The sequence below is a fragment of the Polymorphospora sp. NPDC051019 genome (assembly GCF_040683055.1).
In the GTDB taxonomy this organism is placed as follows: Bacteria; Actinomycetota; Actinomycetes; order Mycobacteriales; family Micromonosporaceae; genus Polymorphospora; species Polymorphospora lycopeni.
In genome coordinates, this window is the sequence record NZ_JBFBCH010000008.1 from 111,767 (window position 1) to 135,564 (window position 23,798).

Sequence of the window (23,798 nt, forward strand, 5' to 3'; positions counted from 1 at the left end):
GCCGGAACGGCAACCACGGCGCTACTCGTATTCCGTGCCACCCTTGCGGGTCAGGTACGCCGGCGACACCAGCTTGCCGATCATCCGAGAAGACACAGACTCCCGCCGGGCGGCCGGCCGCACCACGATCCCCTCCCGGATGTGGGTGCCGTCGCCGAGAACCGTCGTCCCGTCGGCGAGCGCGATCAGCGCCGCCTCGTCGTAGGGACCCGCGTAGAGGGTCGGCACCATCGGCAGCCGGCCGTCGAGCAGGTCGGCGACCTCGGCCGGGGCGAGCCACACGAGGCCGTCGCCCGGCGTCTCCACCGCGATGTCGAAGGCGGCGTAGCCCGGAACCCGGCCGGCGTCGGCTCCGTACCCGAGATCCTGGACTCCCTTGCCGAACACCTCGCCGAAGATGCCGACCCGGGACGCGCTGAACTTCGCGACCAGGTCGGCGGCGACCTCGGCGACGGCATGGGCGCGGACCGCGCGCCAGTAGAGGTTGGAGTCGGACTCGACGATGGCGAGGTGCTGGTGGCCGAAGCCCTTCGAGGTGACGTGCGCGGCGCCGGCCGCGGTGACGGTGGTGAGGCAGGCGGTTCCGTGGATCTTCTCGGTGGCGACGACGGGTTCGCCGGGCGTGAACATGTCCGGGTAGCGGCGGATGTTCTCGACCTCGACCCAGCGGATCAGGTCGGAAGCGGCGGTCATCTCGCCGGCCATGTGCGTGGGAATCGACGGTACGTACTTGGTGATCCCGAGCAGGTCGGCGAAGTCGGTGCCGGCGCGGTGGTGGGCTTCGAGGTCCTCGCCGGCGACCGCGGCGGGGCGGCAGACGATGCCCTGCGAAAGCTCGCCCCGAAGCCGTACGGCCTTGACCCGGTCGTGGTTGGCTCCGGCGAGTTTCCCGGTGAGGCCGAGTTCGGCGATCAGCGGCGCGGGGAGTACGGCGGCTTCGGGGATGTAGACGGCGTAGTCGCCGGTCCGGTAAGCGCCCTTGGCGACGACGGCACGGTAGAGCCCGACCTGGGCGAGTTCGAGGGCGTCGGCGTTGTCGTGGGGGTGGATGGTGAGTGGTTCGGCGGTGACGCTGAACGTGGACAAGGGGGCACACCTTCCGGTTTGGTCGGTGACGGGTCGGGGCGTGCTCGGCCGAGCCGGCTGATCATGCTGACGTACTTCTGGTCGACGACCCACCGATTTTGCCTCGGGCTGTCACGACGGAGCCGAGTTGTCGTACCCCTGATCTACGGTGTCGACAGTGAGCCGGTCTGAGCAACCCTTGTGGAGAGCGCGGCTATGGGGGGTGGGTGGGAAGGTCCCCTGTATACCTCGGGACCGGATTAGGTATCCGTGACCCCACCCCCCTTTCAGACGTGAGCGCCGCACTGAGGTTGTGGTCCGGTCGTGTCACGGCGAAGGATGCTGTCTGTGCGAGTAGACGTCGCCTCGGAGGCAGGCGCCTCCCGAACCCCGAACGAGGACTGGGCCTTTGCGGCCGACCGGTTCATGGTCGTACTCGACGGGGCGACCGCCCGCACCGGAACCGGCTGCTCGCACGGGGTCGCCTGGTACGCCGCGTCTCTCGGGTCGACGGTCGCCGGTCTGGCGGCCGACCGGCGCCTACGCCTCGACGACGCGCTCGCCGACGGGATCCGTGCCACCGCGGACCGGCATCGTGGGTGCGACCTGACCCACCCCGGCACCCCGTCGGCCGGCGTGGCCGTCGTACGGCTCGACGACGACGTGCTCGGGTATCTCGTTCTCGGCGACGTCACGGTGGCCATCGACACCGCCGACGGTGTTCGGGTCGTCATTGACGACCGGGTGGACCGGACCGCGACGGCCGAACGTGCCGAGGCGGACCGCTATCCGTTCGGGTCCGCCGAGAAGCAGGCCGCCCTGCTGCGCATGAAGCACGCCGAGCTGGCGGCGCGCAACCGGCCCGGCGGGTACTGGGTCGCCGCCGCGGATCCGGCCGCGGCGGCGTACGCCGTCACCGGGTCCGTGCCGCTCGACACGGTCCGACGATTCGCGTTGCTGACGGACGGGGCGGCCCGGCTGGTCACCCCGTTCGGGCTGCTCGACTGGCCGGCGGTGTTCGACGTACTCGACAGCCACGGACCGGCCGAGCTGATCCGGCGGGTCCGGGCGGCGGAGGCGACCGACCCGTCGTGCCTGCGCTGGCCGCGTAACAAGCACGGCGACGACGCGACCGTCGTCTACGTCCGCTGATCCGGACCGGGCTCCTGAGTGCCCAGGTGGCGGGCGACCGCGTCACGGACTTCGGCGTCCGACGGCACCGGCACCCGCTGCTCCTCGGCGAGCCGGCTGATGGAGGTGATCGTGACGTCGGCCAGACCGCACGAGGTGAACGAGTCGAACACGGCCATGTCCGGGTCGATGTTGAGGGAGAAGCCGTGGCTGGTGACGGTGCCCCGGACCCGCATCCCGATCGATGCGATCTTGCGATGGTCCGGTGTCCAGACACCGACGAGACTGGTGCCGCCGCGCGGCGTGTCCCGGCGAACGGCGGCGAAGCCCAGATCGGCGAGCGCGGCGACGAGGCCGTGTTCGACCCACCGTACGACGTCGCCGGGACCGCGCTCGCGCAGGCCGAGCACCAGGTAGCCGACGAGTTGGCCGGGGCCGTGGTAGGTGGCCTGACCGCCACGGTCGACCAACACCGTCGGTACGTCCGCAGGCAGGCCGACAAGGTCGGCCGGATTCGTCGTACGCCCGTAGGTGACCACGGGCGGATGGCTGAGCAGGAACAACCGGTCACCGGCCAGCCCTTCGCGGCGTTCGCGTACCCACCCGTCCATGTCCGCCATCGCGCGGTCGTAGGGCACCTCGCCGAGGTCCACCCGGGTCAGCGGCGGCGGTGCCACGGGCCGTCGTCGGCCCGGACCACCCGGCGCGCTCACACTCATGCCTGTTCCGTCCCCGTGGATGTAGGACACTCCCGCCGTGGCAGAACTAGCCTTCGGCACCGAAGATCCCGAGCTGGAGAAGCGCCTGTCTGACGAGTTGGACGCTATCAACAACGCGGCCGTCGCCTCCGACGACCAGACCCCGCTGTCGATCCGACTGCTCGACGACGACGGCGTCCTTCAGGGCGGGCTGACCGGCTGGACCTGGGGCGGCTGCGGCGGGATCACGTCCCTGTGGCTGGCATCCGACCTGCGTGGGCGGGGCTGGGGCGGGCGCCTCCTCGCCGCCGCCGAGGAGGAGATCCGGCGGCGCGGGTGTGACCGGGTCGTGGTGGCCACGATGTCCTTCCAGGCGCCCGGTTTCTACCTGCGGTTTGGTTACCGGGAAGTCGGCCGCACCCCCGACATGCCCGACGGGACGGCGAAACACCACTTCCACAAGCGGCTCTGACCTGGAAGGCCGTAACGGGTCGCCCGAGACGGTTCGGGCGCCTCGGGGTACGGGGTGGTCGCGGGCCAGGTTCGGCGACGGGGCGGTATCGCTGTCAGGGCTCACAGCGAATTCGGCGTAACCACAGCGAACTCGCTGTGGACCGGAATAGCAACCCCTGCCCGTCACCCTCGGACGAGGACCACTCCGGGGCCGCCGGCAACGCAGCCTGCGCCGGGTACGGCAGGTCGCCTACGCGTCAACCGTTGTCGGGGGACGGCGCCGCTCAGTGTGACCTCGACGGCGGTGGAGTCGTCGCCCCACCACAGGTCGGCCGGCCCGGTCGCTTCGGGCACGGGTGGCGGGAGCCGTTCCTCGTCGACGACCGGCAGGACCTCCGGCGGGGTGGAACAGGTGAAGGTCCGGTGCGGCCAGGACCGCACCGCAACCAGGAGGGCGTGCTTCTCCAGCCGCTGGTCGACGGACCGGTCGATGATGCGGTAGGGCCACCGTCCCGGTCCCATGGCGGTCCTGCCGTCGGCGAGGACGTCGATGCCCCAGGTCTGGTCGCCGTCGAAGATGCCGGGGAGGGCCGGTCCGAGCGGGCCGCGGTGGCCGGTGGGCACACCGTCGAGCCCGTACTCCATTTCGTTGCTGCCGATGACGGCGTAGCGGAGCCCGCCGAAGCGTTCCTCGAACCGGACCATCGCGGTGACCAGTTCCTCGGGTGCCGGTTCGTCGCGGCCGTCGACGGTCATGGCGGCGGCGGACCGGATGCGGGCCTCGGTCGTGTGCGGCAGCCGCTGGGCGCGTTCTGCCAGGAACCGGTGGAGGCGGGGGGAGAGCGAGGGGTCGTCGCCGACGTACACGTCGGGGAACCTACCGGTCCGGGCCCCGCAGCGGGGGCCCGGAGAGCCGTACCCGAGGCCGCCTCGTCGGTGGCCCGGACCGGCGAGGTCAGGCGCGCCGACGGTGGGCGGTGACCAGGCCGGCGATCGAGCCGACCGCGATGAGTCCGGTGACGAGCTGCAGTGTGATCTGTCCCGCCCCGCCCGGCACGAACAGGTTGGTGGCGGCGTTGGCGGCGGCCGAAATGACGAGTGCGACCCAGAGCAGGTTCTTCACGGCGGCAGGTTCCTCTCGAATGCGGTGGGCGATGACATGTCCGAGTCTGCCGCCGGCCAGAGTGCCCGACGATGGCCCCCACTCCCGAACCGATGGTGTAGCCCGCTACACCATGCCGGGGAAGCCCGCCCCACCGGCAGTCCCGGATCCGGCACGCCCCGCCCGCTAGCGGCCGTGGCACGAGCGCCCTGGTACGTCGGGCTGATCCGCCGGCCGGTGTGGGGGAGGATGACAGCATGATCTTCATTACCGCGAAGTTCCTGATCAAGCCGGAGCACGCCGATCAGTGGCCGCAGATCGCCGGACCCTTCACGCGGGCGACGCGGGCCGAACCCGGCTGCCTCTGGTTCGACTGGTCCCGCAGCCTCGACGACCCCAACGAGTACGTCCTGGTGGAAGCCTTCCGCGACGGCGACGCGGGCGCCGCCCACGTGAACTCCGCGCACTTCCGGCAGGCCCAGCAGGACCTGCCGGCATACCTTCAGGCCACCCCGAAGATCGTCAGCCAGTCGGTCGACCGGGACGACTGGTCCGACCTGGGGGAGATGGCCGTCAGCTAGCCCAGGCTGCCGGGACATGGTGATCGTCTGCTGTTCCGCTGTCCGACACGCCGCACGGCGAACGGCGGAACAGCAGACGATCACGGCAGAACGCGGACGCACCCCGTCGCCACAGCGTCAATACCGTTGGTCCGGGCGTCCGCCCGGCCGGTAGCCTGCCCCGACCGGCAAGGAGGGCGCGACATCCTCGAACTCTGGGTGCCGGCCGAGGAACTCGACGAGTTCAACCGGCACATCGTCGGCCTGATCGAGGTCGTGCACGAGTTCCGGTGAGACCGGGGCCGGGCGTTCCCCTCGTGCGCGCGCCCGGCTACCGCTCCCGTCCGCGGCCCGCGAGCCCGCGCAGCCAGAGGCTCACCGCGACCAGGAGACACACCACGCCGACGACTGTCACCGCCGTCCGTAGCGCCCACGGCGCGTCGGCGAGGAACGGGAACATCCGCTGGGCCACGAGGGCCGCGAAGGCGACGAGCAACAGAAGTACGGCGAGGATCCGGCGCGACATCCCCGTGACTATAGGCGGGGCGGGCCGGCGTCCGCCCTGGGAGCTTCCCTCGGCGGGCGCTAGAATCTGCGTCGTGTCGCGTGCGAACCGCCTGACGACGGCGGTTGCATGGAGGCGCCTGTCAGGTCCCGGGGAGCGAATCGTGAGTCCACACACGCCGCTCGCGTAACGCCGCCACGTCGGCGTGGCCCTTGTGTGCCACGCCCGGCCGCGCTCGCCTGCACCCCGATCTTCAACCCCCGCGACGGATGCCCGCGTGCGTCCGTGCCATCCGCGCACGTCACCGCATGCCGTACGGCCGCCGGCCGTACGACCGCGCCCCGGGGTCCGTCGTCCATTCGAACCGAGGGAGTACCTTGTCCGAAATCCCCGCGCACCACATGCAGCCTGAACCGCAGATCAGTGACTTCAACCGGCCGGTCGTCGAGGAGTTCCGCGCCAACGGCGGAAAGGTCGGCGGCCCGTTCGAGGGCGGTGATCTGCTGCTGCTCACCACGACCGGGGCGAGGTCCGGCCGGTCGCAGATCAGCCCGCTCGGCTTCGTCCGCGACGGCGACCGGCTGCTCGTCGTCGCGTCCGCCGGTGGTTCGCCCCGCCACCCGGCCTGGTACCACAACCTGATCGCCAACCCGATGGTCCGGGTCGAGGTCGGGACCGAGACGTTCGACGCGGTCGCGGTGCCCGCGCAGGGCTCCGACCGCGACCGGCTCTTCGCCCACGTCGTCGCACAGGAGCCCGGGTACGGCGACTACCAGGCCCGCACGAGCCGGCGGATTCCGGTGGTGGTGCTGGACCGGGTGCACTCGGAAGCGGGTGACCGCGAGGTGGCCAACCTGGCCGACAAGCTCATGGAGATCCACGACTGGCTGCGGGACCAGTTGGCGCGTACCCGGGCCGAGACCGACGCGTACTTCGCGGCCCGGCACGCCACCGACGGGCCGCCGCCGGTCGGGCTGGGGATGCAGATCCGGCAGCACTGCCTGGCGTTCTGCCAGTCCCTGCACTTCCACCACACCGGCGAGGACGGGCACATGCTGCCCGGGCTGGAGCAGGGGTATCCGCATCTCGCGCCGGTGATCGAGCGGCTGCGGGCCGAACACGTGACAGTCGACCGGATCCGCCGCGAGTTGGAGGGACTGCTGGCCGATGTCGCCACCGCCGACCCGGTGCGGTTCCGGGCCGAACTGGACCGGATGTCGAGCGAGCTGACGACCCACCTGGCGTACGAGGAGGAGACCCTGATCCCGGTCCTGGCGCAGGTCCCGTTCCCGCCGGCCGGTCCCGGCGCCTGAGGTCACCGGCCGATCGCGGCTAGATAGCACGACCAGCTAGCTGGTCGTGCTATCTTCTTGCGCGTGAATCAGGAGCGGCGCGCCCAATGGTTACGGGGAGTCCTCGACCTGTGCGTGCTGGCGATGCTCGCCCGGCGCGAGTCGTACGGCTACGAACTGTCGCAGGCGCTGGAGGCGGCCGGCCTCGGGCCGGTCAAAGGCGGGACCCTCTACCCGGTCCTGCTCCGGCTCCAGCGGGCCGGGCTTATCGTCGCCTACTGGCGCGAAGGCGGTGCCGGGCCGGCCCGCAAGTACTACCGGATCACCGGCGACGGCCACGACGTGCTGCGGCAGGCCGCCGCCGACTGGGATCGCTTCGCCGGCGGAGTCGGCGCGATACTACGGGAGGTATCAGCGCGGTGAACCAGGATGCATGGCTGGCCGCCCTCGTCGGCGAACTGCGCCGGCACGGCGTCGGCCCGGACCTCGCCGGGCACGTGGTCGCCGAGGCGGCCACCCACCTGCGCGACAGCGGAGAGCCGCCGCTGTCGGCGTTCGGCCCACCAGGGTCGTACGCCCGGGACGTCGCCGACAGCATCGGCGCCGCCGCACCCGCCCCGCGCCGGCAGCCGCCCGGCCCGGTCCGCCTCGACGTACGCGGGATCAGCAAGCGCTACCGCCGGCACCGCGTCCTCAACGACGTCAACCTGACCGTACGCGCCGGCCAGATCGCCGCCGTCGTCGGCGCCAACGGCGCCGGCAAGAGCACCTTCCTGCGCATCTGCGCCGGCCTGGTCAGCCCCGACCGGGGCGAGGTGCACGCCTACGGCAGCCTCGGCTACTGCCCGCAGGACGGCGGCACCCGCGAATTCCTCACCCCCGACGAGCACTTCGTCCTCATCGGCGCCGGCCGGGACATGGACCGCGCGGTGGCCCGCCGGGCCGGCCGGGCGCACGCCGCCCGCCTGGACTGGAAGCCGGATTCGGGCCGCCTCGCCGGCCAACTCTCCGGCGGCACCCGGCAGAAGCTCAACCTGGTCATGGCCCGGCTCGGCGAACCCGACATCCTGCTGCTCGACGAGCCCTACCAGGGCTTCGACCGGGGCGCCTACCTCGACTTCTGGCACGAGGTGTGGCGGTGGCGCGACACCGGCACCGCCGTCGTGGTCGTCACCCACCTGCTCAACCAACTCGACCGGGTCGACATCGTGCTCGACCTGACCCCCGACCGGGAGCGGGCATGAAGAAGATCATTGTCACGGCCGACCTGGCGCTGCGCGAGATCGCCCGCCGGCGCACCGTGCTCGTCGTCCTCGCCCTGCTCCCGCTGGCCTTCTACCTCAGCCGGCGCGGCGACCACCTCGGCCAGTCGATCCGGTTCGTCTGCCTCGGGCTCGGCTGGGCGCTGAGCACCGCCGCGCTGTTCGCCGGCAGCGCCGCCCGCCCCATCGAGCCGCGGCTGCGCCTGTCCGGCTACGGCAGCCGGCACCTCGTCCTGGGCCGCCTCCTGGCACTGTGGACGGTCGGACTCGTGCTCTCGCTGCCGTACTACCTGCTCATCCTCGTCGACCGGCACGACGTGCGGTACGGCGCCATCGCCGTGGTGATGCTGCTGACCGTGGCGGTCGCGGCGCCGTTCGGGCTGGCCCTGAGTGCCGTCCTGCCCCGCGAACTCGAGGGCACCCTGGTGCTGCTCATCGTGGTCGGCCTCCAGATGATGACCGACCCGGCCACCACCGCGTCGCGGGCGCTGCCGTTCTGGTTCAGCCGCGAGATCGGTACGTACGCCATCGACCACACCGACTCCGGATACCTCGACCGGGGCCTGCTGCACGGGGTGGCCTTCGCGGTCCTGCTGACCGCCCTGGTGACCGTGGCGGCGTCCGTCCGGCTCCGGAGCCGCCCGCACCTGCGGTTCAATCCGGCGCCGTGAGCCGTCGCGCGCGGGTCGATCCACTGTGGAATCCCCCGGACCCCGGGCCGGCGGCGTCGACGGTCCGCGTGATGCTCACGACGGGTCCTCGCCGTGACCCAGCAGCCGGAGGCCGAGCGGGGTGAGCCGGTGTACGACCGCGCCGCCCACCCGGTCGCTGGCGACCAGCCCGGCGGCCCGCAGCGCGGACGCGTGCTCCGAGGCGGACGACACGCTGATCCGCGCGTGCCGGCCCAGCGTCGTCGTCGTATGCCGACCAGGTCGCGCGAGGTGACGCAACACCGCGGCGCGGGTGCGACCGAGAAGCCGGGTGAGCGGGTCGGCGCCGGACGGGGCCGACCCGGCCGGCACCGGATACACCAGCAGCACGGGTAGCCCCGGCTCGACCAGCACCCGGGGCCGGAGTCCGGCCAACGGGCTCGGCACCAGCAGCAGGCCCTCGCCGGTGCCGGCCAGGTCCGCGTCCCACCAGGTGTCGATCTCGAGTACCGGCGGCCGCCACCTGATCGCCGGATGCAGGCCGGCGAGCAGGCCGTCCACCCCGGCCAGCGCGTAGGTCTCGGCGGCCCGGGCGACCGAGCCGCGGTGGGCAAGCTCCAGGTGCGACCAGTCCGGGGCGAGCACGGCGTCGAAGTACCGGCGGAGCGCCGCCGTCAGCAGGTTCAGCAACTCCGGCTCGCCGTCGGCGAACCGCCGCCGCCACGGGCTGGCCGGCACGTTTGCGTAGGTCCTGCCCAACTCGGCGCGGACCCGCTCGCGTGGCGTCGCCCGGATCTCGTCGAGGCCGGCGTCCACCGACGCCAGGCCGACGTACGGGGTGAGGAAGTCGGGCAGCAGCCCCCGGGCCGGAAGCAGGTGACGCAGTGGTCGGGTGGCCTCCGTGACCGCCGCGGAACGGGTCGCCAGGGCAGGCATCAGGCTGGCGAGGGCCGGATCACGCAGCGCCTGGCAGGCCATGATCGTGGTGCCGACGGGGTGCGGGCGCTCCCCGAACCGGATCCTGCGCAGGTCGGCCGCATCGAGCCGCAGGGATATCACGCCGCCAAGGCTGCCACGCCTTCGGCGTACGCCGAAAGGATTGCCCGCCGTCACCGGTGCCGGCGATGGTGTGGTGGCGAGGGCGGAGGTGGTCCGGACGTGCGACGGATGACGGCATGGTGCGTGTCGGTGGGGCTGCTGCTGGGGATGTCGGCGTGCGTCGGGGACGTCGATCCGGAGTCCCCGTCCGCGGGGCCCGGATCCGCGACGTCCGGCGGGGGACCGGGGCCGGGCCGGCACGAGTTGACGCTCGACCACGACGGGGTGACCCGTGCCTACCGCCTGCACGCGCCGGCGGGCCACGAACCGGGCCGACCGGTACCGCTGGTGATCGCACTGCACCCGTACCCCGGCAGCGGGGTGGAGATGAGCCGGCTGGTCGGCCTGGACGACGTCGCCGCGCGGGAGAACTTCCTGGTCGCCTACCCCGACGGCATCGCCGGTGGCTTCAACGCGCTCGTCTGCTGCGGCACCGCGGACGATGTCGGTTTCCTGCGCCGGCTCGCCGGGCATCTGGTCGACACCTGGCGGGTGGATCCCGACCGTGTCTATCTCACCGGTATCTCCAACGGCGGTGACCTGGCTTTCCGGGCGGCGGTCGAGGCGAGCGGCACGTTCGCGGCCATCGGGGTGGCGAGCGGCGGGTTCATCGGCGAGCGGGTGGCCGCTGCGAACTACCGGCCGGAGCGACCCGTTTCGGTGATCACGTTCATCGGTGGCCGGGACAAATACGCCGCCCAGTTCCGTAGCGGCATCGAGACGTGGCGGGAGCGGCTGGGCTGCTCGCCGGTCGACCCGGCCCCCACGTCCCCGGCAGCCGGGGTCGAGGTCAGCCGGTCCACGTGCGGCGACGGCAGTGACGTCGAGGTCCACCTCATCGAGAACATGGGACACGCCTGGCCCGGAGCGCGGGGCGAGGGCCTGGCGGCACCCGACGCCGGGGTGGTGGCCACCGAACTGATCTGGGAGTTCTTCGCCGCGCACCCGCGCCGGCGGGGGTGACAGGAGGATGCGCCGCCGGGCGCTGGATGGTCCGGTGTGGGGGAACCGGTGACCCGCCGGGGCCGGATCGGGGGGGTGGGGTCGTCGACATCGTCGACGACCCCACGCGGCACTACGCCCGCAGTCTGCGGTAGGCGTGTGCCGACAGCGGCAGGAACACCGCCGTGATCAGAACGGGCCAGGCGACCGCGAGCACGACGGCGTGGTCGGCGAGGATCCCGCTGGTCGCACCGGTCGGGTTGCCGAAGAGTTCCCGGACGGCGGTCGCCGTCGCCGAGACCGGGTTCCACACGGTGACCGCGGCGAGCCAGCCGGGCATCGTCTCGGCGGAGACGAACACCGTCGACAGGAACCCGACCGGCCAGATGAGGGTCTGCACCGCCATCGTCGTGCTGTCGCCCTTGAAGGCGAGTCCGAGGTAGACGCCGACCCACAGCAGCGCGAACCGCAGGGCGAGGAGCAGCAGTACGGCCAGTGCCGCCGAGCCGAGGTCGCCGGTGATCCGCCAGCCGATGAGCAGGCCGCCACCGATCAGGACGGCGAGTTCGACGGCTGAGTTGGCCATGTCGGCGCCGACCCGGCCGAGCGCGACCGAGGCGCTGCCGATCGGCATGGACCGGAACCGGTCGGTGATCCCCTTCTTCGCGTCGTTCGCCATTGCCGACGTCGTCGTCTCCAGGCCGAACATCATCGTCAGGGCCAGCATGCCGGGCAGCAGGAAGTCGACGTAGCCGCCGCCGGGTATGTCGATCGCGCCGCCGAACAGCAGCCCGAACATCAGCAGCAGCACGACCGAGAACAGCAGGCTGAAGATCGGGGTCCACGGCTGTCTGACCCAGTGCAGGAGGTCCCGCTGGGTGATGATCCATCCGGATCGCAGGGTGTTCATCGACGTACGACCTCCTTGTCGGCGGCCGGAGCGGTGCCGCTCGAAGTGGCGTTGGTCAGGGAGAGGAAGACCTCGTCCAGGGTGGGCCGGCGCAGCAGCAGGTCCTCCGGGCCGATCCCGGTGGCGTCGAGCGCGCGGACGATCTCGGCGAGCCCGACGACACCGGCACCCACCTCGAAGGTGAGGGTGTGCGTCTCGGCGTCGACGAGTGCCGTGCCGCCGACGGCCGTGCCGAGCCGCTCCGCCGCCGGTCCGAGCGGCTCGGCACGGGGGAGCGTGACGACGACCCGGTCGCCGCCGAGCTGCCGCTTGAGCGCGTTCGGGGTGTCGGAGGCGATGACCCGGCCGTGGTTCATCACCGAGATCCGGTCGGCCATCTGGTCGGCCTCGTCCAGGTACTGCGTGGTCAGCAGCACCGTCGTCCCACGGGCGGCGATCTCGCGTACGGTGTTCCAGACCTCGTTGCGGGCGCGGGGGTCGAGGCCGGTGGTCGGCTCGTCGAGGAACAGCACGGCCGGGGCCAGGATGAGGCTCGCCGCGATGTCGAGCCGGCGCCGCATCCCGCCGGAGTACGTCGAGACGGGGCGGTCGGCCGCCGCGGTGAGGTCGAACGAGTCGAGCAGTTCGTCGGCGCGGGCCCGGGCGGCGGCCTTGGCCAGCCCGAACAGCCGCCCGAACATGACCAGGTTCTGCCGGCCACCGAGGATCTCGTCGACGGCCGCGTGCTGGCCGACCAGTCCGATGCTGCGCCGTACGGCGTGCGGTTCGGTGCGCACGTCGTGCCCGGCGACGGTGGCGGTGCCGCCGTCGAGGTCGACGAGGGTGGTCAGCGCCCGTACGGCGGTGCTCTTGCCGGCGCCGTTCGGGCCGAGGAGTCCGTGGATGGTGCCCGCCTCGACATCGAGGTCGAACCCGTTCAGGGCGTCCAGGTCGCCGTACCTCTTGCGAAGGTCTCGCGCGGTCAGTGAGTGGTCGCGTGCCATGGGACTCCTTAACTCCGTATGCCGTACGGTGTGGCTGCGCCGAATCACCGTACACCAGACGGAGTAGCATCCGCCTATGGAAAACGATCCCGGGGCGGCGCCCGACTACGACCGGACGCTCATGCTGCTGTGGCGGCGTACGCTCGGCGAGCCGCAGGGATCCCGCGGCCCCCGGCAGCGGCTGAGCGTCGACGAGGTGGTGCGCGCCGGGATCGCGGTCGCCGACGCCGAGGGGCTGGAGACCTTCTCCATGCGCAAGGTCGCCGAACGGCTCGGCCTCGGGGTGATGTCGATCTACACGTACGTGCCCGGCCGGGAGGAACTGATCGGGCTGATGGTCGACGAGGTCCAGGGCGAACGTGAACTGCCGGAACTCACCGGTCCGCTGCGCGAACGGCTGGCCCGGATCGCCCGCGAACTGTGGGACGAGTACCACCGCCACCCCTGGCTGCTCCAGGTGACCCACCACCGGCCGTTCATCGGCCCGAACGGCGCCGACCGCTACGAGTGGCAACTGCGGGCGATCGAGGGGATCGGCTTCGGCGACATCGAGATGGACCAGATCGTCACGCTGGTCAGCGGGTTCGCCGCCAGCGCCGCCCGCGCCTCGATCGAAGCCCGCCGGGCCCAGGAGATCTCGGGGATCACCGACGTGCAGTGGTGGGAGATCAACGCCCCCATCCTCGAACGGATCATGGAGCCGGGCCGGTACGTCGTCTCCGACCGGGTCGGTACGGCCGCGGGGGAGGCGTACAACGCGGTCAGCGACCCCGACCTGGCCTTCCGGTTCGGCCTCGACCGCATCCTCGACGGGATCGAACTGCTCGCCGCCGCCCGGTCATCCGACGCCGCCACCTGACGGCCGGTTCGTGGGCGCCCTCGTGTCGGTGTGCTGTCGCTGTCGGTGGGGGGCGATAGTCTCGCGGTGCCGACCCGGCCCGATCCGCCGGGCCGATCCCACCGGCCCTGATCCCGCCGGCCTCGACCCCGCCGGCCTCGACCCCGCCGGCCCGATCCGCCGGCCCGATCCCGCCGGCTCGGTCCGCGAGGGAAGGAGCACCGTCATGACGGCTCAGGAACCCGCACCGGAGACCGAGTTTCCGCGCGGTATCGGCAAGGTGGCGACGCGGGAGTTGGCCGCGAACGGATACACCCGGTTCGCGCACCTGACGAGCACCACCCCCGCCGAGCTGCTCAAGATCCATGGCGTGGGCCGGAAGAGCATCTCGATCCTGCGCGAGGAGCTGGCCGGCCGCGGCCTGTCGTTCGCCGACGGATCCTGACGGCCCGGCCACCGGAGGCGGTGCTGATGCAGGTCGACTTCTGGTTCGACCCGAGCTGCCCCTACACGTGGATCACCTCCCGCTGGATGGTCGAGGTGGCGGCGGTGCGGCCGGTGACGATCCGCTGGCGGATCATGAGCCTGTCGGTGCTCAACGAGGGACGGCCGGACGATCCCGAGGGTGACCCGGAGGGCTACCTGTGGGGGCCGGTCCGGGTGTGCGCGGCGGTGGAGCGACGGTACGGCCCGGCTGCCCTGGACCGATTCTTCGCCGCGTACGGCGTACGGGTCCACGAGCGCGGCGAGTGGGCCGACCCCGCGGACATCCTCGCCGACGCCGGGCTGTCGCCGGAGCTGGCCGCCGCCGCCGGGTCCACCGAATACGACGCCGCGGTGCGGGAGTCCCACGAGCGGGGCATCAGCCTGGTGGGGCGGCATGTCGGCACACCGATCATCGCCGCGGGCGGGCCCGGCGGCCGGCGGATCGCCTTCTTCGGGCCGGTGATCTCCCGTATCCCGCGCGGCGAACGGGCCGGCCGGCTCTGGGACGGTGTGCTGCTGGTGGCCGGTGAGCCGGCTTTCCATGAGCTGAAGGGGCGTCCGCACGAGGAACCCGGGTTCGGCCACTGAGGACGACCTGCCGCGAACCGGGCCGCGACGGTTGGCGGAACGGGCTGCCGGGTTTCCGTGCGGGGTGTTCCCATTCTGGGACCGAATATCGGCTGTTGTGCAAGTGGTGCAGCATTGTCTCATGCACGGGACCGCTCCCGCATGTCACATTTCACGCAAACCAGATATCCCGGGCGTCGTACTTCGAAATGTCGATCCGGGCACGGATGATGATGAATTATCAATTGTCGGGCTTTGATTGATGGCGATGTCATGTGTGAGTGTCGTTCGGGTTTTCGACGGTGCAATTTCATTATGCCGAGATCTATTGCTCACCGTCCCGCCATGTGCTTAGCTGACCGGCAAGATCCACTCCTTTGAATCGGAGGAAGCCGTGCGTCGATCTCCCGTGCCACGGCCATCAGGCCGCGTCGAGCGACACCTCGAGGACGGCCGGCTCCGGGCGGACCGCGAGGCGCGGGGATATCTGCTCGAAACCGGGTCGGATTAGCGTCTGTTCAGGGCCGGTCCGATCGGCAGGCTTCAGGAACTTCGTCGACCTTCTGAGGCCCAGAGGAGCAACTGGATGCGAGCACTTCTCGTGGAGGACGACCTGCGTGTCGCCTCCGCGTTGTCTTCGGCCCTGCGCCGTCGGGGCCACCTGGTCATTCCCGCGACGACCGCGGCCGAGGCCCTCCGGGCGGGGCCGGTCGACCTGGTCCTGCTCGACCTCAACCTGCCCGACCGCGACGGCCTGGAGGTCTGCCGGGAGTTGCGGCGGCGGGACGCCGACGTCTGCATCATCGCCGTGACCGCCCGCGGCGAGGAGCACGACCGCGTGACCGGGTTGCGCGCCGGGGCCGACGACTATGTGGTGAAGCCCTTCTCCATGGCGGAACTGCAGGCCCGGATCGAGGCGGTCATGCGCCGGACCGCGCGGGCCCGGCGGGCCGAGGGGGTGCTGGAGGTCGGTCCGATCCGAATCGACGTGACCGCCCGGCAGGCCTGGGTGGACGATCGGGAGGTGAGCCTGACCCGCAAGGAGTTCGAGCTGCTGATGGCGCTGGCCCGGCAGGCCGGCACGGTGGTACCGAGAGAGCGGCTGCAACTGGAGATCTGGCAGACCACCTTCGCGGCCGGCCACACCCTCGACGTGCACGTCGCCGCCCTGCGGAGCAAGTTGGACGATGCCAGCCTGGTGCAGACCGTACGGGGCGTGGGCTACCGCCTGCGGGTGACCTAGATCCGCACGCCCGGGCGACGGCGGTGGCGGCCGAGCCCCGCCGGGCGCGCGAACCTCAGTGTGATCGTTCGTTGACACCCGGTCGTCGTCTCGTGTCGGCGGCCCTGGATCGGCCCGGGGCACGGCATGCGGCCCCTGCCGGAGTCTCAGAGGATCCTCAAGAATCGTCGTGTTTCCGAGATGGCGCGGCCGGACTGACGTGTGCTGTCTCCACCTAGGTCCAGCCTCAATGCACAGGAGCCCCCATGCTGCATAGACGGCCAGCGGCAATAGCGCTAGCTGCACTCCTCGTGGCCACCGTATCGGTGGTCGCCTCACCAACCGCGGCCTCGGCCGACCCGTTGACCCGGGTGCCCGCCCTCAACGCCGCGGAACCGAACCAGGTCCAGGGCCTCAAGGTCACCCAGGGGTACGGCTTCGCCACCCTGGCCTGGACCCACGTCGACGGCGCCACCGACTACCAGATCGAGCGCACCCCGGTCGACGCCGACGACGTGCCGACCGGCAACTCCGTCATCACCGGGCTCTGGCGCCCCAACCGTCAGGTCAACAACGAGTCGCCGACCTTCGCCGACGCCGGATTCAACCCGGGCCTGCGGTTCCAGTGGCGGGTGCGGGCCCGGATCGGCACCGCCGAGCAGCCGTACTCGACCCCGGTCTCCGGCACCACCCAGGGGTCCTGGGGCAACCCGGACGCGCCCGGCGAGAGCCTGCGCACCCAGTGGGAGACCACCCAGGGCGCCCAGTACACCAGCGACGTCAACGAGTACGCCTACACCGCCGCCATCGACGAACTGAGCGACCGGATGCGGGTGGTGGAGATCGGCCGCACCATCCTCAACCGGCCGATCAACATGATGGTCTTCGGCCACCCGACCCCGCCGGCCACCCCGGAGGCGATCGCGGCCACCTCGCCCGTGCTGATCAACTGCAACGTGCACGGCAACGAGCCGGGTGACCGGGAAGCCTGCCTGATCCTGGCCCGGCAGCTGGCCTTCAGCCAGGACCCCGGCACGATCGACGTACTCACCAACAGCACCGTGCTCATCGTCCCGACCATCAACGGGGACGGCCGGGCCGCCAACACCCGGGGCAACAACGCCGGGCAGGACCTGAACCGCGACTACTCCCTGGTCCGCCAGCCGGAGACCCTCGCGTTCGTCAAGATGCTCCAGGAGTACCGGCCGGTGGCCGGCTACGACGGCCACGAGTACGGCAACAGCGGCACCGGTGACCTGCCGATGCTTCCGCCGCGGCACCAGAACGTGGCCCGGGAGATCTTCGACGAGTCGATGAACATGATCGAAGGCCACATGTACGAGCAGGGTGCCACCGACGGCTGGTGGGCCTGCCCGTACGGCTGCACCGGCGCCAGCGTGGGCCTGGGCGAGGAGACCATCCTCCGCAACACGCTGGGTCTGAAGAACGTGGTCAACTCGCTGCTCGAACTGCGCAGCTCCGGTGGGGCCACCCGGCCGGACGAGGGAAACACCTCGAACAACCGCCGCCGCAAGGGCTACTCCGCCCTCTGGACCTTCACCCAGTTCCTCGACTACCACCGGGCCAACCACAGCGCGATCCGGCAGGCGAGGGGCGAGGCGATCAAGCTGCAGAGCGGGAACACCGGACGGATCGTCTTCCGGGGCTCGCACGAGGTTCCCGCCCACCCGGCGCCGCACCCGGGCGAGACCCCGCCGCCGGTGGACGCGCCGCGCCAGGAGTTGATCCTCGACAACGCGCCGTGCGCCTACCGGCTCACCGAGGAGCAGTACAACGGTGAGCGGACCGACGGCGCGGTCGGGCATCGTACGACGGTGGCCCAGCGGCTCGCGGCCCACGGCTGGCGGGTCGTCAAGGTCGGCGACGGCTACTTCGTTCCGCTGACCCAGCCCGAGCGGGGGCTGATCCCCCTGCTGCTCGACGGAACCGGTGTCGAGCGGCTGGTCGCCGGTGAGCGGGTCTACCCGACCGTGACCGGCCGGCACAACGGGCCGCTGCGGGTGAGTGGCTTCACCTGTGTCTCGGGCGCCAACGTCAACGGGCCGGTCAACGTGCAGCCGGGCGCCGCCCTGGTCGCCAGCGGCTCGTCCTTCAACGGTCCGATCACCGCCGCCGGGTCCGCGGGCCTGTTCATGTCCGGTAACACCGTGCACGGCCCGATCCAGGTCGCCAACGTGACCGACGCGGTCTCCCTGATCAACAACCGGGTCAACGGTCCGGTCAACCTGGTCGGGAACCGCGCCGGTGGCAACGCCCCGTTCGTGGCGGCGAACACCGTGCAGGGTCCGCTCAACTGCGCGCAGAACACCCGGGTACCGACCAACCTCGAGTTGTCGAACTCGGTCGCCGGTCCCAGGTCCGGGCAGTGCGCGGGTCTCTAGGGACCCACGCCGCCGGTGACCTGAACCGGCAACCATGAAATGCCGTACCGGCGGGCCACGCACCGGGCCCGCCGGTACGGTCCTGGTATGAGTCGATCATGGAGATCCTTGTGACCAGTTCAGCCCGGCGCCCCGGTCGCCCCACCCGGTCCCCTCGGCACCCCCGGGACCGTGGCCTCGCCGTACGCGCCCGCGGCGTCGCCGCATCCCTGCTGTGTCTGGTGGTCCTCGCCGGTTGTACGGGCAAGGGCGACGATTCGGCCGCCGGCTCGACGGCGCCCGCCAGCCCCATCGTCACCGGGCCCCTCTGCGAGGTCCTGCCGACCGGCACCGAGCCGGGGAACCCGGCCTCCCTGACCGGTGAGCCGGTCGACGTGGCCCTGCAGTGGATCACCGTACTCACCGCCTTCGAGGCGGCCGTGCGGGCCTCCGGACTCGCGACCGATCTGCGGGGGATGGAGGGGCTGACCATCCTGGCACCGACCGACGACGCTTTTCTCCGGAAGTTCTCCGCGGCGAACTGGGACGAACTGATCCTCAGCCGTCCGGACGACCTGCGTGCACTGCTCCGCGCCCACCTGATCGACGGTGCCCACTCCCTCGCCGACCTCGTGACCGCCGGCAACATCACCACGCTCGACGGCACCGAGGCCACGGTGGCCGCGGACGGCGCCATGGCCCGGATCGCCGGGGACGCCCAGACGCTGTGCGTGGACTACCGGGCCACGAACGCCCGGATCCACGTAATCGACAAGGTTCTCGGCGACCTGCCCACGACGGCCCACGAGGACGACCACATCGGCCACTGACGGGACAAGGGGCGGATCTGCCCGACGGCCGTACGGCGCCTTACGCCGGTGGCCCCGGGGCACGTGGCGCGCGGCCGCGCGCGGGCGTCGGGCACCGCTGCCCGCCGCAGGCCGCGCGGCCGATCCTGCCCCGACGACGCCCGCGCCCCGATCCCCACTCCGTGGAGAGCCACGAGCGGCTGGTTCGGAGATACGGATCGCGTCCGCGGCCGGCTGATGCCGAGCCCGTCCCGCGTCCGGGCCGACCTGTGGACGCTTGCCCACCCGGGCGTCCAGGTCCCGCCCACCCGTTGTCGGTCACGTCCGGCGGGTGATGCCGCGAGGGCAGGGTGAGCCGCTGAAACGTCGCGGACCGGAGCGGTTGCCCAGTCGCTCGGTCAGCGACCCCGCGCCGGTCGCGGCCGGCATCATGCCGGTCGCCACCAGCGCGTCACGTCCTGCGGCGACCGCCCGCACCGGCTGGTGATCAACACGGCCAGCTGCCCGGCGGGCCCCGCCGCTGACGACCGGCCGGAGCCGTCGTTGCCCGGGCTGAAGGCGCACGCTTTCGGGGAATCGATATCCGACCACCGGGGACGATCCACTGTGCACGATCCACTCCGGTTGTCGTGCCGGGCGAGTGCATTCAGCGTGAGTGTTGTTCGCATTTTGGGAAGCGATATCGGTTGTCGCGAGAGTGGGGCAGCATTGTCCCGTCAGCGGGACTCTCTTCGCATGTCACATTTCACTCAAATCCGGTAAGTCGGACGTCGTGCTTCGAAATGTCGATCCGGGCACGGATGATCATGAGCTGTCAATTGTCGGTCTTTGATTGCCGAAAGCGTCATGCGTGAGCATCGTTCGGGTTCTGGACGGTGCAATTTCATTGCGCCGAGATCTATTGCTCACTGTCTCGCCATGTGCTTAGCTGACCGACAAGATCCACTCCTTTGAATCGGAGGTAAACTGTGCGTCGTTCACTGCCGCCACAGTCAACGAGCCGCGTCAAGCGCCACCTTGCGGTGGCCGCGGCGGCGCTGGTGGGTGTCCCCGGCGTCGCCGCCGTGCTCACCACTCCGGCATTCGCCCAACCCCTCGAGTCGCATTGCGGGAACGAGACCGGCAATGGGCCGGTTTCCGGCTTCATCAGCCACGCGGAACTGAAGCGGAGCCTCGAACAGATCGAGGCGACGAGTGGTGGCAAGGTCAGCGTCGACGTTGCCGGATACTCGAACCAGGGCCGCGAGATCTGGTCCGCCCGGGTAGGTGAGGGCGACACCGTCGTCTACGTCCAGAGCCAGATCCACGGCAACGAGATGCACGGCACCGCCGCCGCGCTCGACCTTCTCAAGACCCTCGGCAACAACTCCAAGCGGTCCGCCGAGATCCGCGAGGCGGTGACCGTCGTCGTCGTACCCAAGCTCAACGCCGACGGCAGCGAACTCGACACCCGGCAGAACGCCCGGACCTGGAACGACGTCGTCGCCGACTTCCCGCAGCTCGCGGGCGCCTCGCCGTCGTGGAACTACAACACGCGGGTCGGCGGCTTCGACGTCAACCGCGACTTCAACCCCAACCTCGACTACGTGCCGCAGGCCGCCGACTTCCCGGGCAACAGCGCCTCCGTCGGCTGGTACATCACGCCGGAGGCGCAGACCTCCCGCAACGTGTACCGGGCGCTGGAGCAGGAGTTCGGCACCGTCGACGTCTTCGTCGACCTGCACAACCAGGGCGCCTGCTACACCGGCGAGGGCATGGACGACTACACCACCCTGTCCATCTCGGGCCGGTTCATCTCCAACCCCGCGCAGCACGGCAACTGGCCCAAGTTCAACTACGACGCGTCGCGCCGGATCAACGTCGCCGTGTACGACGCCCTCCAGTCGGGCAACTCGCCGCAGAGCAAGGTGACCCTCTACCCGCAGAACACGAACCTGCCCGGCACCGCGCTCGGCTCGTTCGCCCTGCGTGGCAGCGCGACCATCCTGTTCGAGACGCGTGGCCAGACCCAGTCGTGGGGCCAGAAGCAGCACGGCATGCTGACCAAGCAGCTGGTGACCGGCATGACCGGCATCATCGACTCCATCACCGACGAAACCCTGGACACCATCGACCCGGCCCGCTACGACGCGATCCCGGAGCGGCGGAACGTTCCCCGGACCTGATTCCGCGCAGCGCTGACCCCTTGACCAAGGGGCCCGGACCGGGCGGTACCTCCCCAGCCCGCCGGTCCGGAGCAGCCACCGCCCACCGTGTACGGCCCCCGCGTTCAGCGGACACGGTAGGCGGTGGCTGCACCGCGTTTCGGGCTCGCCGCCGCTCGGACCCGCCGCGCCTACCGTGGCCCGGCCGGCCGCCCCTGGAACGCCCGCGCGATCGACCGTAGCTCCGCCAGCGGCCGGCCGAACCCCCGATCACTGTGTGAGCCCAGGCAGACCGGAACACCGTCCCGGTCCCCCCATTCGATGGCACCCCAGAACCGTTCGCTCGCCGCGAGCAGCTCGTCGGCGATCTCCGCCTGCCGGCGGTGGCAGCCGAGCGCCGCCAGGGCCCCGGCGACGACCTCGGTGGCCTGGGCGGGCAGGTGTGCATCCCCGATGGCCGGCAGAAGCACGAGCAACCGGCGGGCGGCGTCCGGCGCGGAGCCGGCACCGGCGGCGACGGTGGCCAGTTCACGCCAGGACAGCGCCGGTCCCCGGAAATTGCCCTCGAGAGCGGCGACCAGCACCGGTTCGTCGACGTCAGGGAGCGTGACGAGGTAGTCCTGCCCCGATTCGTCCGGGAAGTTGCGCCACACCAGATGCGCCAGGTGACCATCGCCGAGGTGCAGCGACACCACCGGCCACCGGTCCGGCCGGTCCATCTCGGAGAGCATCGCGTCGACGTCCGCCGGGTCGACGTCGAACCCTTCCACGGCGGTGGGCGAACCGCCGACCGACCACAGCAGGGCGGGCCAGAAGACCGGATCGTCCAACCACGCGGTCGCGTCGACCAGCACGGAGGCGTCGACCGGTGGCTGGTAACCGTCGAGGTAGCCGGGCAGGGTCACCACTGATCCCCACCCGTCGGCGACACCTGGCCTATGGGCGAGGCCACGGCTGCTTGATTCACGGCCCGGACGGTAACACCGCGTGCGCCCCTCGCGCAGCGGTGTCACGACCGCCGTGAGGGGTAGGGCTACCCCTGGACGGGTCCATTGTGGTCGGGCAGGCTACCCGGTGATGTGGACAGCCGATTCGGCTCGGGGGAGTGACCATGCCCGGAGGCACCACCTATTTCTTCGTCGGCCCGCCGGAGGAGCCGGACAAGTACCGCCTGTTGCGGCAGGTCGGCGGTGGCGGTGAGGCGGAACTCTGGCAGGCCGACGTGGCCCTGGGCGCCGAGCGGGAGAAGGTCGCCGTCAAGGTGCTCCGCTCGGCCCACGAGGACCGGGCGGCCTGGCGCAGCCGGTGGATCGAACAGACGGACCTGTTGCGGCTGATCCGGCACCCGGGCGTAGTCGGCGTACACGCCGCCTTCGAGGGTGCGCGGATGCACCACGCCGGCGCGGCCGACCCCACCGAGACAGCCCTCTACCTGGTGATGAACTGGATCGAGGGCACCGACCTGCGCGACTGGCCGGCCCGGCAGTCCGGCCCGCCGGCGGCCGTCTTCACCTGCCTCACCCAGGTCGCCGACGTCCTCGACTGGCTGCACTCCGGAAAGGCCACCCCGTCGCGGCGGCCGGTCGTCCACGGCGACATCAGCCCCGCCAACGTCATCGTCAACCGGGACGGGCAGGCCGTTCTCGTCGACTTCGGACTGTTCCGGATGAGCAGCCACGTCACCAACCTGCCGGCCGGCACCCAGGGCTACATCGCCCCCGAGGTGCTCCGCGACGGCGCCTACAGCCCAGCCTCCGACCGCTACGCGTTCGGCGGCCTGGCCTATTTCCTGCTGACCGGCGCCCACCCGCCCGCCACGGCCGACGCCCGCGCCGCCGGTCTGCACGCCGTGTTCGGCCCGACCCCACTGCTCGACCACGCGCTGCGGATCTTCGCCGACGATCCGGCCGCCCGGCCGGCGGCCGGGGAATGGGTACGTAACCTGCGGGCGCAGACCTCCACGACGACCACGACGCCGACCGGCCTCCCGCCGATGCGCCCCGGCGCCGCGCCGTCCGGTGCCTCGGCCGGCGGCCCGGTGCCCGCCGGCGTTTCCGCCGGAGGCGACCGGCGGCCGAGGCCGTGGTGGCTGGCCGTGGCCGGGGCCGCACTCGCCCTGGTGTTGGTCGCCGGTGTCCTCGGCGCGGTCAGCCTGCTCGGTGGCGAGAACGCCGGCGACCGGGCCGAAAGCGGCAGTACGGCCGGTGCGGGAGACCCGACCGGCGGCCCGGAGCAGCCCGGCGGCACCGCCTCCCCGGCACCCGGCCCGAGCGGTGATTCCCCGACGCCGGGACCGGACGCGCGGGGAACCGAGGTCTACCTCGTCTCCCTCAAGGCACGCGAGAAGCCCAACATGGACGAGGAGATCGGCGTCGCGACCATCGACGACCGGGAATACCCGTCGAGCATCTCCCGCAGCTGCTACGGCGTCAGTCTCGAATACCACCTCGGCTACGACTACACCCGCTTCCGCAGCACCGTCGGCCTCGACGACGAATCCGACTCCGGAAGTTCCGCGACGTTCGTCGTCTACGTCGACGACGAACGGCAGGACAGCGCCACCGTTCGCCTCGCCGCGACCGGAACCGTCGAGGCCGACCTCACCGGCGCCTTCCGGCTGCGCATCGAGGCCGAGATCGCCGGGGGCTGGAACTGCGGGGTCACCACCGTGTTCGCCGACCCGATCCTGACGAAGTGACG

25 protein-coding genes and 1 pseudogene are annotated in these 23,798 nt (G+C 71.2%); 17 read left to right on the forward strand and 9 right to left on the reverse strand.

The window, feature by feature from the left end; genetic code table 11:
* Positions 1-21: 21 nt before the first annotated feature.
* Positions 22-1,086 carry an RNA ligase (ATP) gene (locus tag AB0M79_RS16800; protein WP_364213880.1) on the reverse strand — a complete coding sequence of 355 codons (1,065 nt, stop codon included), beginning with the start codon at positions 1,084-1,086 and terminating at the stop codon, positions 22-24.
* Positions 1,087-1,413: 327 nt separating this feature from the next.
* On the opposite strand from AB0M79_RS16800, the gene AB0M79_RS16805 reads away from it, so the two are divergent.
* Complete coding sequence (locus AB0M79_RS16805) at positions 1,414-2,217, forward strand: hypothetical protein (protein ID WP_364213883.1); 804 nt, start codon at positions 1,414-1,416, stop codon at positions 2,215-2,217.
* Here the strand turns inward: AB0M79_RS16805 and lipB are convergent.
* On the reverse strand, positions 2,205-2,873 hold the full coding sequence (gene lipB / locus AB0M79_RS16810) for a lipoyl(octanoyl) transferase LipB (protein WP_364213886.1): 669 nt from the start codon (positions 2,871-2,873) through the stop codon (positions 2,205-2,207). The two genes, AB0M79_RS16805 and lipB, sit on opposite strands and share 13 nt — an antisense overlap.
* Positions 2,874-2,952: 79 nt before the next feature.
* Between lipB and AB0M79_RS16815 the strand changes: the two genes are divergently transcribed.
* Positions 2,953-3,366 carry a GNAT family N-acetyltransferase gene (locus tag AB0M79_RS16815; protein WP_364213889.1) on the forward strand — a complete coding sequence of 138 codons (414 nt, stop codon included), beginning with the start codon at positions 2,953-2,955 and terminating at the stop codon, positions 3,364-3,366.
* Positions 3,367-3,530: 164 nt separating this feature from the next.
* On the opposite strand, the gene AB0M79_RS16820 is transcribed toward AB0M79_RS16815, so the two are convergent.
* Positions 3,531-4,214 carry a hypothetical protein gene (locus AB0M79_RS16820; protein WP_364213892.1) on the reverse strand — a complete coding sequence of 228 codons (684 nt, stop codon included), beginning with the start codon at positions 4,212-4,214 and terminating at the stop codon, positions 3,531-3,533.
* Positions 4,215-4,302: 88 nt separating this feature from the next.
* Positions 4,303-4,470, reverse strand: coding sequence for a hypothetical protein (locus AB0M79_RS16825; RefSeq protein WP_364213894.1), 168 nt, complete (start codon positions 4,468-4,470; stop codon positions 4,303-4,305).
* 236 nt (positions 4,471-4,706) lie between these two features.
* On the opposite strand from AB0M79_RS16825, the gene AB0M79_RS16830 reads away from it, so the two are divergent.
* Together AB0M79_RS16830 and AB0M79_RS16835 are read left to right on the forward strand one after the other, a co-directional pair.
* Positions 4,707-5,030 carry a putative quinol monooxygenase gene (locus tag AB0M79_RS16830; protein ID WP_364213897.1) on the forward strand — a complete coding sequence of 108 codons (324 nt, stop codon included), beginning with the start codon at positions 4,707-4,709 and terminating at the stop codon, positions 5,028-5,030.
* A gap of 165 nt (positions 5,031-5,195) precedes the next feature.
* Positions 5,196-5,303, forward strand: a pseudogene (locus AB0M79_RS16835) (ADP-ribosylation/crystallin J1); the annotation flags it as partial.
* A gap of 37 nt (positions 5,304-5,340) precedes the next feature.
* On the opposite strand, the gene AB0M79_RS16840 reads toward AB0M79_RS16835, so the two are convergent.
* Positions 5,341-5,535 carry a hypothetical protein gene (locus AB0M79_RS16840; protein WP_357538121.1) on the reverse strand — a complete coding sequence of 65 codons (195 nt, stop codon included), beginning with the start codon at positions 5,533-5,535 and terminating at the stop codon, positions 5,341-5,343.
* 356 nt (positions 5,536-5,891) lie between these two features.
* Here AB0M79_RS16840 and AB0M79_RS16845 point away from each other — a divergent pair, with 356 nt between their 5' ends.
* From AB0M79_RS16845 to AB0M79_RS16860, 4 genes are all read left to right on the forward strand, one after another.
* Positions 5,892-6,827 (forward strand): nitroreductase/quinone reductase family protein, encoded by a 936-nt coding sequence (locus AB0M79_RS16845; protein WP_364213901.1) that lies wholly within the window; start codon positions 5,892-5,894, stop codon positions 6,825-6,827.
* Positions 6,828-6,890: 63 nt separating this feature from the next.
* Positions 6,891-7,229, forward strand: a complete 339-nt coding sequence (locus tag AB0M79_RS16850) for a PadR family transcriptional regulator (protein WP_364213904.1) — start codon at positions 6,891-6,893, stop codon at positions 7,227-7,229.
* Positions 7,226-8,050: an ATP-binding cassette domain-containing protein gene (locus AB0M79_RS16855; protein ID WP_364213907.1), complete on the forward strand. Its 825-nt coding sequence runs from the start codon at positions 7,226-7,228 to the stop codon at positions 8,048-8,050. The genes AB0M79_RS16850 and AB0M79_RS16855 overlap by 4 nt, the downstream gene beginning before the upstream one ends.
* Positions 8,047-8,739, forward strand: a complete 693-nt coding sequence (locus tag AB0M79_RS16860) for a hypothetical protein (protein ID WP_364213910.1) — start codon at positions 8,047-8,049, stop codon at positions 8,737-8,739. The genes AB0M79_RS16855 and AB0M79_RS16860 overlap by 4 nt, the downstream gene beginning before the upstream one ends.
* Positions 8,740-8,814: 75 nt before the next feature.
* On the opposite strand, the gene AB0M79_RS16865 is transcribed toward AB0M79_RS16860, so the two are convergent.
* On the reverse strand, positions 8,815-9,777 hold the full coding sequence (locus AB0M79_RS16865) for a helix-turn-helix transcriptional regulator (RefSeq protein ID WP_364213913.1): 963 nt from the start codon (positions 9,775-9,777) through the stop codon (positions 8,815-8,817).
* 108 nt (positions 9,778-9,885) lie between these two features.
* Here AB0M79_RS16865 and AB0M79_RS16870 point away from each other — a divergent pair, with 108 nt between their 5' ends.
* A complete protein-coding gene (locus tag AB0M79_RS16870; protein ID WP_364214266.1) occupies positions 9,886-10,779 on the forward strand; it encodes a PHB depolymerase family esterase in 894 nt (297 codons plus the stop codon).
* A gap of 112 nt (positions 10,780-10,891) precedes the next feature.
* On the opposite strand, the gene AB0M79_RS16875 is transcribed toward AB0M79_RS16870, so the two are convergent.
* The gene (locus tag AB0M79_RS16875) at positions 10,892-11,668 is read right to left on the reverse strand and encodes an ABC transporter permease (RefSeq protein WP_364213916.1); all 777 of its coding nucleotides are present in this window, start codon (positions 11,666-11,668) and stop codon (positions 10,892-10,894) included.
* Entirely contained in the window at positions 11,665-12,651 is a 987-nt protein-coding gene (locus tag AB0M79_RS16880; protein ID WP_364213919.1) for an ATP-binding cassette domain-containing protein, read from the reverse strand. Before AB0M79_RS16880 ends, AB0M79_RS16875 begins: the two co-directional genes overlap by 4 nt.
* Positions 12,652-12,727: 76 nt before the next feature.
* Here AB0M79_RS16880 and AB0M79_RS16885 point away from each other — a divergent pair, with 76 nt between their 5' ends.
* The 7 genes from AB0M79_RS16885 (at position 12,728) to AB0M79_RS16915 (ending at position 21,119) form a co-directional block, all read left to right on the forward strand.
* On the forward strand, positions 12,728-13,510 hold the full coding sequence (locus AB0M79_RS16885) for a TetR/AcrR family transcriptional regulator (protein WP_364213922.1): 783 nt from the start codon (positions 12,728-12,730) through the stop codon (positions 13,508-13,510).
* Positions 13,511-13,715: 205 nt separating this feature from the next.
* A complete protein-coding gene (locus AB0M79_RS16890; protein WP_364213925.1) occupies positions 13,716-13,934 on the forward strand; it encodes a hypothetical protein in 219 nt (72 codons plus the stop codon).
* 26 nt (positions 13,935-13,960) lie between these two features.
* Positions 13,961-14,563: a disulfide bond formation protein DsbA gene (locus AB0M79_RS16895; RefSeq protein WP_364213928.1), complete on the forward strand. Its 603-nt coding sequence runs from the start codon at positions 13,961-13,963 to the stop codon at positions 14,561-14,563.
* A gap of 565 nt (positions 14,564-15,128) precedes the next feature.
* The gene (locus tag AB0M79_RS16900; RefSeq protein WP_357538100.1) at positions 15,129-15,785 is read left to right on the forward strand and encodes a response regulator transcription factor; all 657 of its coding nucleotides are present in this window, start codon (positions 15,129-15,131) and stop codon (positions 15,783-15,785) included.
* Positions 15,786-16,075: 290 nt separating this feature from the next.
* Positions 16,076-18,166, forward strand: a complete 2,091-nt coding sequence (locus AB0M79_RS16905; protein WP_364213932.1) for a M14 family zinc carboxypeptidase — start codon at positions 16,076-16,078, stop codon at positions 18,164-18,166.
* A gap of 110 nt (positions 18,167-18,276) precedes the next feature.
* Entirely contained in the window at positions 18,277-18,975 is a 699-nt protein-coding gene (locus AB0M79_RS16910; RefSeq protein ID WP_364213935.1) for a fasciclin domain-containing protein, read from the forward strand.
* Positions 18,976-19,994: 1,019 nt separating this feature from the next.
* A complete protein-coding gene (locus AB0M79_RS16915; protein WP_364213938.1) occupies positions 19,995-21,119 on the forward strand; it encodes a M14 family zinc carboxypeptidase in 1,125 nt (374 codons plus the stop codon).
* Positions 21,120-21,289: 170 nt separating this feature from the next.
* Here AB0M79_RS16915 and AB0M79_RS16920 read toward each other — a convergent pair whose 3' ends face one another.
* Positions 21,290-22,003: a hypothetical protein gene (locus AB0M79_RS16920; protein ID WP_364213941.1), complete on the reverse strand. Its 714-nt coding sequence runs from the start codon at positions 22,001-22,003 to the stop codon at positions 21,290-21,292.
* Between the two features lie 206 nt (positions 22,004-22,209).
* Between AB0M79_RS16920 and AB0M79_RS16925 the strand changes: the two genes are divergently transcribed.
* Entirely contained in the window at positions 22,210-23,796 is a 1,587-nt protein-coding gene (locus tag AB0M79_RS16925; protein WP_364213944.1) for a protein kinase, read from the forward strand.
* Positions 23,797-23,798 lie beyond the last annotated feature (2 nt).

What these genes read in the sequence shown, in the direction of transcription:
- AB0M79_RS16830 (WP_364213897.1), top strand. Translation starts at nt 4,707, where the DNA reads ATGATCTTCATTACCGCGAAGTTCCTGATCAAGCCGGAGCACGCCGAT.
- AB0M79_RS16840 (WP_357538121.1), bottom strand. Translation starts at nt 5,535, where the DNA reads ATGTCGCGCCGGATCCTCGCCGTACTTCTGTTGCTCGTCGCCTTCGCG.
- AB0M79_RS16860 (WP_364213910.1), top strand. Translation starts at nt 8,047, where the DNA reads ATGAAGAAGATCATTGTCACGGCCGACCTGGCGCTGCGCGAGATCGCC.
- AB0M79_RS16870 (WP_364214266.1), top strand. Translation starts at nt 9,886, where the DNA reads ATGACGGCATGGTGCGTGTCGGTGGGGCTGCTGCTGGGGATGTCGGCG.
- AB0M79_RS16875 (WP_364213916.1), bottom strand. Translation starts at nt 11,668, where the DNA reads ATGAACACCCTGCGATCCGGATGGATCATCACCCAGCGGGACCTCCTG.
- AB0M79_RS16880 (WP_364213919.1), bottom strand. Translation starts at nt 12,651, where the DNA reads ATGGCACGCGACCACTCACTGACCGCGCGAGACCTTCGCAAGAGGTAC.
- AB0M79_RS16885 (WP_364213922.1), top strand. Translation starts at nt 12,728, where the DNA reads ATGGAAAACGATCCCGGGGCGGCGCCCGACTACGACCGGACGCTCATG.
- AB0M79_RS16890 (WP_364213925.1), top strand. Translation starts at nt 13,716, where the DNA reads ATGACGGCTCAGGAACCCGCACCGGAGACCGAGTTTCCGCGCGGTATC.
- AB0M79_RS16895 (WP_364213928.1), top strand. Translation starts at nt 13,961, where the DNA reads ATGCAGGTCGACTTCTGGTTCGACCCGAGCTGCCCCTACACGTGGATC.
- AB0M79_RS16900 (WP_357538100.1), top strand. Translation starts at nt 15,129, where the DNA reads ATGCGAGCACTTCTCGTGGAGGACGACCTGCGTGTCGCCTCCGCGTTG.
- AB0M79_RS16925 (WP_364213944.1), top strand. Translation starts at nt 22,210, where the DNA reads ATGCCCGGAGGCACCACCTATTTCTTCGTCGGCCCGCCGGAGGAGCCG.